The sequence below is a fragment of the Bradyrhizobium sp. 134 genome (assembly GCF_023074155.1).
Classification (GTDB): Bacteria; Pseudomonadota; Alphaproteobacteria; order Rhizobiales; family Xanthobacteraceae; genus Bradyrhizobium.
Window position 1 is genome coordinate 1 of sequence record NZ_JADPKX010000015.1, and the last position, 8,256, is coordinate 8,256.

At 60.7% G+C, this 8,256-nt stretch carries 7 protein-coding genes and 3 pseudogenes; 2 read left to right on the top strand and 8 right to left on the bottom strand.

Going from position 1 to position 8,256, the window contains the following annotated elements; translation table 11 throughout:
• A partial coding sequence (locus IVA75_RS05525) for an IS701 family transposase (RefSeq protein ID WP_247358725.1) occupies window positions 1-660 on the top strand: 660 nt, incomplete at its 5' end.
• A gap of 212 nt (window positions 661-872) precedes the next feature.
• Window positions 873-1,579, top strand: a pseudogene (locus tag IVA75_RS05530) (IS5 family transposase); the annotation flags it as partial.
• A gap of 53 nt (window positions 1,580-1,632) precedes the next feature.
• On the opposite strand, the gene IVA75_RS40040 reads toward IVA75_RS05530, so the two are convergent.
• The 8 genes and pseudogenes from IVA75_RS40040 to IVA75_RS05570 all read right to left on the bottom strand — a co-directional run.
• A complete protein-coding gene (locus tag IVA75_RS40040; RefSeq protein ID WP_253075313.1) occupies window positions 1,633-1,863 on the bottom strand; it encodes a plasmid pRiA4b ORF-3 family protein in 231 nt (76 codons plus the stop codon).
• A gap of 13 nt (window positions 1,864-1,876) precedes the next feature.
• Window positions 1,877-2,236: a plasmid pRiA4b ORF-3 family protein gene (locus tag IVA75_RS40045; protein ID WP_253075314.1), complete on the bottom strand. Its 360-nt coding sequence runs from the start codon at window positions 2,234-2,236 to the stop codon at window positions 1,877-1,879.
• The gene (locus IVA75_RS05540) at window positions 2,233-3,798 is read right to left on the bottom strand and encodes an IS66 family transposase (RefSeq protein ID WP_247282318.1); all 1,566 of its coding nucleotides are present in this window, start codon (window positions 3,796-3,798) and stop codon (window positions 2,233-2,235) included. The genes IVA75_RS40045 and IVA75_RS05540 overlap by 4 nt, the downstream gene beginning before the upstream one ends.
• Before the next feature lie 51 nt (window positions 3,799-3,849).
• Window positions 3,850-4,155: pseudogene (tnpB, locus tag IVA75_RS05545) on the bottom strand (IS66 family insertion sequence element accessory protein TnpB); the annotation flags it as partial.
• 373 nt (window positions 4,156-4,528) lie between these two features.
• Window positions 4,529-5,734 (bottom strand): IS91 family transposase, encoded by a 1,206-nt coding sequence (locus tag IVA75_RS05550; protein ID WP_247282320.1) that lies wholly within the window; start codon window positions 5,732-5,734, stop codon window positions 4,529-4,531.
• A gap of 10 nt (window positions 5,735-5,744) precedes the next feature.
• Window positions 5,745-6,627: pseudogene (locus IVA75_RS40255) on the bottom strand (site-specific integrase).
• Window positions 6,628-6,877: 250 nt separating this feature from the next.
• Window positions 6,878-7,300: a transposase gene (locus tag IVA75_RS05565; protein ID WP_247282321.1), complete on the bottom strand. Its 423-nt coding sequence runs from the start codon at window positions 7,298-7,300 to the stop codon at window positions 6,878-6,880.
• A 295-nt stretch (window positions 7,301-7,595) separates the two neighbouring features.
• On the bottom strand, window positions 7,596-8,256 hold a 661-nt coding region (locus tag IVA75_RS05570), incomplete at its 5' end, for an IS701 family transposase (RefSeq protein ID WP_247358730.1).

The window sequence follows — 8,256 nt, forward strand, 5'->3', positions numbered from 1 at the left end:
ATGATCGCACGTGCGATAGCCGCGTCTGTACCATTCAAGTGGGTTGCCGGTGACACGGTCTACGGTGTTGGCGATATCGAACAGCAGCTACGGCGGGCAGGCAAAGGCTATGTGCTCGGGGTCAGCAGCTCTCATGTCGTCCGATCCTGGGGCAAGCGACAGCCGGTCGCCGGCAAGGCCGAAGACATCGCCCGGACGCGGCGCCCGTCCGACTGGAAGCGCTTGTCGGCGGGAGCCGGAACCAAAGGACCGAGGCTGCATGACTGGTGTTATCTCGAACTGGCCGATCTCGAGGTCGAGCAGTTCAACAGCGCAAATGATGGTTTATGGACGCGCGGTCTGCTGATCCGTCGCCATATCGCCGATGGCGATCTCGCCTTCTTCACCACCTGGTGCCCAGCGGGAACATCCATTGAAACGCTGGTCGCGGTCGAAGGCCATCGATGGGCGATCGAGGACAGCTTTGAAACCGCGAAAAACGAGTTCGGGCTCGATCACAACGAGAGCAGGTCCTGGCATGGCTGGCATCGCCACGTGTCCCTGGTGATGCTCGCCTTCGCCATGATGGCGGCGATCCGCCATCGCGCCAATCCGCCACCGCCCAAAAAAACCAAACGCCGCCCCCCGGCAAAAGCCAAAGCATACCCACGCCGCCGCTGATCCGTTGGTCAATCCAGGAAATCCGCCGCATCGCCAGCAGGCTTGCTCGAAAGCGGATCCAACCCGCGCATGTCATCGCATGGTCATTCTGGCGCAGAGCTCACTAGGCTGCCGCTCAGCGCGCTCACGTCAAATCAAAAAGACAACTGTAATGCTCGGTTCTGTTGGGATGCAGGATTCTCATCCGGGCTTGGTTGTGATTCAAGCTTGGGATGGACCGATTCGTTTTGACTGACGCCCAATGGGCGAAGATGGAGCCGCTTTGTCTTGGCAAGACGGGTGACCCCGGCCGCCGCGGCAAGGACAACCGACTATTTGTCGAGGCCGTGCTGTGGACCGCCCGAACCGGCAGTCCGTGGAGGGATCTGCCGCCCTCGTTCGGCCAGTGGAACAGCGTCTTCATGCGCTCCCGCGGCTGGGTAAGGGCGGATATCTCGAAGCGGCTGTTCGAGGCTGTCTCCAGCGATCCCGACATGGAATACGCCATGGTCGACGCCACCATCGTCAAGGTCCACCGCCACGGACAGGGCGCAAAAGGGAGACGCAAAGCCAAGCGATCGGCCGTTCGAAGGGCGGCATGACCACGAAAATCCTGGCGCTCACTGATGCGCTTGGCAATCTCGTGCGCTTCGTGCTGCTGCCCGGATAGCGCTTCACGGTGGGTGTGCAGCCGCTCATCGAGGGATTGGCCTTCGACGCGCTGATCGCCGACAAGGCGTTCGACAGCAACGCCATCATCGCCGAACTCGACGCGCGCGGCGCCAAGGCCGTCATCTCCCAGCATCCGCGTCGAGCAAAGCCTCTCGCCATCGACAAGGAGATGTACAAATGGCGGCATCTCATCGAGAACTTCTTCAGCAAGCTCAAGGAATTCAAGCGCATCGCAATGCGCGCCGACAAGACCGACCAGAGCTTCGCCTCCATGATCTATCGTGAGCGTAGCTCTGCGGCCCTTTTGATTGGCGCTTGCGTCTATTTTGATCGCAGCTTGCGGGGGCGTGGCTTCCAAATTCCGGACAATGCGTTGACGGCGGCCTCGATCGCCTTCCGGTCGATAACGTTAGGGTCGAACCGCTCCGGTCCCCAGAGGCGCATATGTTCGTGCTCCGGATGGGCGGGGTCGCTAATGGCGTCGAGGTATTCGGCATACCCGGGTGCACCTCCAACATCCTCTGGAGGGCAGCGGCCGGCAGCCTCGAGCAGGAGGGGAAGCCCCTCAGTCCGTCGTGTTTTCGAACCATTTTTCGAGCTTGATCACATGATCCCAGCTGTCGCCAAAGTCATAGAGATAGTGGATCGTCTTGGCGCCGGTCTCGCGAACGACATCGGAGAGCCGCGCCTTGCGAGCATCGATCGGCTGGGGACCAAAATCACCGTCGGAATCAGGGATGCCCCAACGCCCTTCGCCAGCCAGGAACTCGAAGAGGTGGCTGTTGGTCCAGCCAAATGCCGCCTGAAGCGTCAGATGCAGCCGATCAAGGCGCAGCGTGACGGGTACGACAAGGCGACGCATCACCTCTGGTTTTACTTCCTTGAGGATTACCTTGACCCGGACCGCGGTCGTGTTCAGGCTCATGCCGCCAGCCTCGGATCGTGTGCATGCATCGTGTAGAACGACGCCCAAGGGAGCAGTTCGTCCAGTCGCGCCGCAGGCCAACCATTGACGAGCTTCGCGAGAACATCAGCGAGCCAGTGCTCGGCACTGACGCCATTGAGCTTACAGGTCTCGATTAACGAAGCCAGAACTGCCCAATTCTCGGCGCCCTCGTCGCAACCGGCAAAAAGGGAGTTCTTGGCGTTGAGCTTGATTGGCCGCATCGCACGCTCGACAGCATTCGTGTCCATCTCGATGCGTCCGTCATCAAGGTAGAGCGTCAGGCCGTCCCAATGACGCAGCGCGTAACGCAAGGCCTTCGCCGTGTCGCTCTTCTGTGCAAGGTGATCAAGCTTGGCCTCAAACCATGGCTTCAAGGCGGTAGCCAGAGGCCGGGCATGCGCCTGCCTGCCAGCACGGCGCTCGGCATCTGATCGGCCGCGGAGCGCTTTCTCGACCGCGTAAAGCTGAGCGATGCGCTCAAGAGCCTCGTGCGCAACCGGAGCTGGCGCCGGAGCCGCCTCGCGCTCGATCTTCACAAACTGGCGCCTCAGATGCGACCAGCAGAAGGCGAGCGTTCCGGACAAGGCGTCCGCACGCGTCTCTCGAGTCATGGTCTTGTAAGCCTGATAGCCGTCGCAGTGGATGATGCCGCGATAGCCCTCAAGCAGCTGCAAGCCATGAACGGCCCCACGGCCCGGCGCATAGGCGTAAACCACGCCAGGTGGGTCAGGTCCGGCCCAGGGCCTGTCATCGCGTGACAGCGCCCAGAAGTATCCGGTTTTGGTCCTGCCGCGCCCCGGATCCAACACCGGTGCGGGGGTCTCATCGACACAGAGCTTCGAAGAGGCGAGCAGAAGCTGGCGCAGACGATGCCACAAGGGCTTCAATTCCTGGGCGGCATAGCCGACCCAGAAGGCGAGCGTGGAACGGTCGATGGCAATACCGTGCGTCGCCAGCATCTGCGCCTGGCGGTAAAGCGGCAAATGCCAATGATACTTGGCATCGATCACATGCGCGACGAGCCGCTCGGTCGGCAGTCCTCCCCTGATCAGTCGCTCGGGAGCAGCATGCTGGAGGACGACGCCATGACAGGCGCGGCAGGCCAGTTTGGGTCGGCGGGTGACGATGACGCGATACTGCGCCGGTACGACGTCCAGCCTCTGGCTCTCATCGCGACCAATCTCAACGAGATCGCCTTTGCAGCAGGGGCAGCAGGTTGCAGCCGGCATCAGGGTTTCGACGATGCGCGGCAAATGCTCCGGCAGCTGACCACGGTTGGCTCTGCGCTTGGTAGTTCTCTTCTCGCAAACTCTGGGATTGGCGCGATCTTCGGCTGCTTCGAGGGCCGCAACGGCCTCTTCGATGTCCTCCAGAACAAGCTGGAGCTGATCAGCGTCAAGCTTTTCCGACGATCGACCGAACTGCGCGTCTTTTGCAAGCTTGAGCAACCGCTCGAGTCCGGCGCAGCGCTCCGGCAGAGCCGCGGCAAAGGCACGCAACTCGGCTGGATCGCTCGGCAGTTCATCAGGCAAATCACTCATGGGCCCGAGTCTGCCATGCTTCGCGCCCAGCTGCACCGAAGATTTTATTTCCTACGCAAGTGCTTTCGGCTGCGGGATTCGAGGCGCATGCATGCGTGTCCAATCCATGCCGGCCAGAAGCGCCGACAACTGCGCGGCGTTCATTCGCATGACGCCGTCAACGACCGGCGGCCATTTGAAGCCGCCGCCATCGAGCCGCTTCCAGTACAGCACAAGGCCGCTGCCATCCCAGGCGACAATCTTCACACGGTCAGCGCGCTTCGCACGGAAGACCACCGCCACGCCCTTCATCGGATCGTGGCCCAGCGTCTCCTTCGCCAACAGCGCCAGGCCATCCGCGCCTTTCCTGTTATGTGGTGCACCACATAATAGAGAGCGTTTTTAGATTGGCGGCGCGTGGTTCGGTACCCAACACGAGCACTCGCGAGGGGCGCCGGTAATCTAAAAACGTGTTGGACGAAGGCGCGGGCACGCCGCTGCAGCTATGGGTGTTGAATCACTGCGCCGTTATTTGTGGACGTCGTGATCTGGACTGGAGACAAGTCCAAAGCGGACATTATCACGAAAGTACTGGGTGGAAGCGACATCTGGGAAGCGAAGTAGCCGACAAATGCGAAGCGCCGGAGGTTTGACGTCGGAAGAACGACAACAGGGCATCTATCGGCTGCCACGGCGGCCGGAAGAATCCCGAAATGGAAGGTGGCGGTTCTTGGTTGATCGAGGTCTCGCATCAAGAAGTGTCCGGTGAACGAGCGGCACTGAACGAACCTGGCTGCAAGACCTCGACGCACACCATGTGGCCTTGATGACAGGATGGACATTGACGCAAGGAAGCGGCATTGCAGCGCTCAGCCTTCTCGGGGCAATCGGAGGGCTCTTTCGGCTCCGAATGAGCGTCGGCGGATATCATTCCGAGCAGTTCGCGGCAGCGAGCGAGCTTTTGCTTGCGGTAGCGGCTACCCAGAAAACCATAGTAGCGAATACGTTTGAAGCCTTCGGGCAGGACATGGATGAGGAAACGCCGAATGAACTCCCCGGCGTCCAGCGTCATTACTTTCTGCTGGCTGCCGTGGCGGTAATCCTTCCATCGAAAGCGTACTTTGCCGTCTTCGATATCGATGACACGGCTGTTGCTGATCGCTACCCGATGCGTATAGCGGCCGACATAGTGCACAACCTGTTCGGCGCTGCCAAATGGCGGCTTGGCGTAGATAACCCAATTGATTCTGCGGACATCGTTCAGATAACGCTGAAACGCAGCCGGATCACGCAACGGTTCCAGCGACGAGAAGAATTGTAGCTCGCCGGTATCGAACGACTTTTGCAAGGCGCTGAGAAATAGGCGCCGGAACAGACGGGAAAGCACGGCCACGGGAAGAAAGAAGCCGGGCCGGCACGCGATCCAGCGGCTGCCATCCGGGGACAGTCCTCCTCCAGGAACGACGCAATGGAGGTGGGGATGGTGAAGGAGGTTCTGGCCCCAAGTATGAAGGACAGAAAAGAACCCGATCTCGGCACCGAGGTGCTTGGGGTCGGCAGCGATAGTCCGCAAAGTCTCTGCAGCTGTGCGGAACATAATATCGTACACGGTGCCGGCATTCTGGAATGCGATCGCTGCGATTTGGTCTGGTATGGTGAAAACAACGTGAAAATACTGCGTATCGAGAAGCTCCGCTTGTCGGGCCTCGATCCATTCTGCCCGCGCGAGCGATTGGCGCTTGGGGCAGTTGCGCGAGCGGCAGCTATTGTAGGAGATCCGCCGCTCTCCGCAGTGATCGCACTGCTCGACATGGCCACCGAGCGCGGCCGCTCGGCAGCGCTCGATCGCCGTCATTGCTGCACGTCGTTCGGTCGATAGAGACCTCCACTGCTGCTCGCGCCAGGCAGCACCATAGCGGCGGAAGATATCCGCCACTTCCGGACCTGAGCGTCCCATGGGGCCGCCGTCAGAAATGTCCAGGCGGCGGCGGTGGTGGTGCCTTAGGGATTGGGCGCGGCAGCAGCTCCAGCGGGCTGGTCGCCGCGCAGACTTTGTTCGTGGCTATCCGGAGATATTGCGCGGTTGTGGACAGGCTGCGATGGCCAAGCAAGAGCTGGATGGTGCGAAGATCGGTGCCGGCCTCGAGTAGATGGACGGCGAAGGCATGCCGCAGCGAATGCGGCGTCACGGGCTTGGCAAGGCCCGTTAACCGATGCGCCTTGCTGCAGGCGTCCTGCACCGCGTTGGTCGATATCGGCTCGTTGGGGATACCGCCGGGAAACATCCACGTGCTCGGCCGGACGGCGCGCCAATAGTCGGTCAGTGTCTCCAGCAACCGTGACGAGAGCATGACGTAACGGTCCTTCTTCCCCTTGCCTTGATCGACGCGTAGCACCATCCGCTGTCGGTCCATGGCTCCCGGCTTTAGGCGTACCCGCTTCGGAAATGCGCAGACCGGCGGCGTAGCATGTTGTCAGGATCACTTGATGCTTGAGGCTCTCCACGCAGCCGAGGAAGTGCAGCACCTCTTCGGGGCTGAGGATGACGGCGAGTGTCTTGGGCGCCTTTGGACACGGAATGATGAGGTCGAAATCCCATTCGAAGCCGAGCGTGACACGGTACAAGAAACGGAGCGCTGAGACGGTCACGTGGATCGACTTCGGCGCCAACTTCTTCTCGTTCGTCAGATAGACTTGGTAGGCGCGGACATCTTCCGGCCCAAGCAAAGCCGGCGACTTCCCAAAATGGCGGGCGAACTGCGAAACCTGCAGCAGATAGGATTCCTGCGTATGCGGTGACAGGTTGCGGATCTGCATGTCGTTTGTCATGCGTAACCGAAGCGGGGTCATTGAAGGCTCCTTGGCAAAAAAACGAAAACTGCCCGAGGGCAGCAACGCCATCTTGCTCGAAGCCAAGCCTATGAACGCTGCAAATTACGTCTCACCATGGCACGCCAAAGCAGTTACAGTTGCTTCAGCCGCATTCCTTCATCCGAAGATGGGCCACTCTTGCCGAGTGTTCTGCCGCGGAGCGGCTTCGTCCAATTCCTGAAGTCTACAGGTCGGGTCGCAACGTAAATCATGAGGCCAGCGGGAGCCGTCAGCATGAACGTGTCCGGCGCAACGCAACAAACACATCACTCAGCACGGCAAGTCCAGGCGTTCCGCGCACCTCAACTCGGGCCCCGAGGAACTCAACCGTAACAGCGGCAGCTTCCGGCGATCCGGAGGGCGCGGCAGCCGCCGATGGCGACGATTCCGACACCAACGGCACGAACGACAGTGCACCCGCCGCAGCTGGCAGCACCAGTTGACCTAAACGCGCCCGGCGCCGCCAGTCATGCACCTGCTGTGACCGGCAGCCATGCCGGCGTGCGATATCTGTTACAACCGCGCCCGGATCAAGGCTTTCCGCGACAATCCGGGCCTTCAAATCATCCGGCCACTGCTTACGGCCTGCGCCGGCGTACACTTCGATACGCTGTGTCAATGGTCGTCTTATGTCGTCCGAATGGTCGTCCATTGTGAGCACCCTCCAGAAGATGACTCTTCTAACGGTGCTCCCAAGATCGCGCACAAACAATCTAAAGGGCCGCGGCGCTACGCTTACGATCTATCTGGCCGCGGCCGTGATAAACTCCAGATGAAGCCCAACAGACCCTAGCATTACAGTTGCCGTTTTGCTTTGAGATGCGCGCGCTGAGCGGCAGCCTGGTGAGCTCTGCGCCAGAATGACCATGCGATGACATGCGCGGGTTGGATCCGCTTTCGAGCAAGCCTGCTGGCGATGCGGCGGATTTCCTGGATTGACCAACGGATCAGTGGCGGTGTGGGTATGCTTTGGCTTTTGCCGGGGGGCGGCGTTTGGTTTTTTTGGGCGGTGGCGGATTGGCGCGATGGCGGATCGCCGCCATCATGGCGAAGGCGAGCATCACCAGGGACACGTGGCGATGCCAGCCATGCCAGGACCTGCTCTCGTTGTGATCGAGCCCGAATTCGTTTTTCGCGGTTTCGAAACTGTCCTCGATCGCCCACCGATGGCCTTCGACCGCCACCAGCGTTTCGATGGACGTTCCCGCTGGACACCAGGTGGTGAAGAAGGCGAGATCGCCATCAGCGATATGGCGACGGATCAGCAGACCGCGCGTCCATAAACCATCATTTGCGCTGTTGAACTGCTCGACCTCGAGATCGGCCAGTTCGAGATAACACCAGTCATGCAGCCTCGGTCCTTTGGTTCCGGCTCCCGCCGACAAGCGCTTCCAGTCGGACGGGCGCCGCGTCCGGGCGATGTCTTCGGCCTTGCCGGCGACCGGCTGTCGCTTGCCCCAGGATCGGAAGACATGAGAGCTGCTGACCCCGAGCACATAGCCTTTGCCTGCCCGCCGTAGCTGCTGTTCGATATCGCCAACACCGTAGACCGTGTCACCGGCAACCCACTTGAATGGTACAGACGCGGCTATCGCACGTGCGATCATA

What these genes read in the sequence shown, in the direction of transcription:
- IVA75_RS40045 (WP_253075314.1), bottom strand. Translation starts at nt 2,236, where the DNA reads ATGAGCCTGAACACGACCGCGGTCCGGGTCAAGGTAATCCTCAAGGAA.
- IVA75_RS05540 (WP_247282318.1), bottom strand. Translation starts at nt 3,798, where the DNA reads ATGAGTGATTTGCCTGATGAACTGCCGAGCGATCCAGCCGAGTTGCGT.
- IVA75_RS05550 (WP_247282320.1), bottom strand. Translation starts at nt 5,734, where the DNA reads ATGGGACGCTCAGGTCCGGAAGTGGCGGATATCTTCCGCCGCTATGGT.
- IVA75_RS05565 (WP_247282321.1), bottom strand. Translation starts at nt 7,300, where the DNA reads ATGGACGACCATTCGGACGACATAAGACGACCATTGACACAGCGTATC.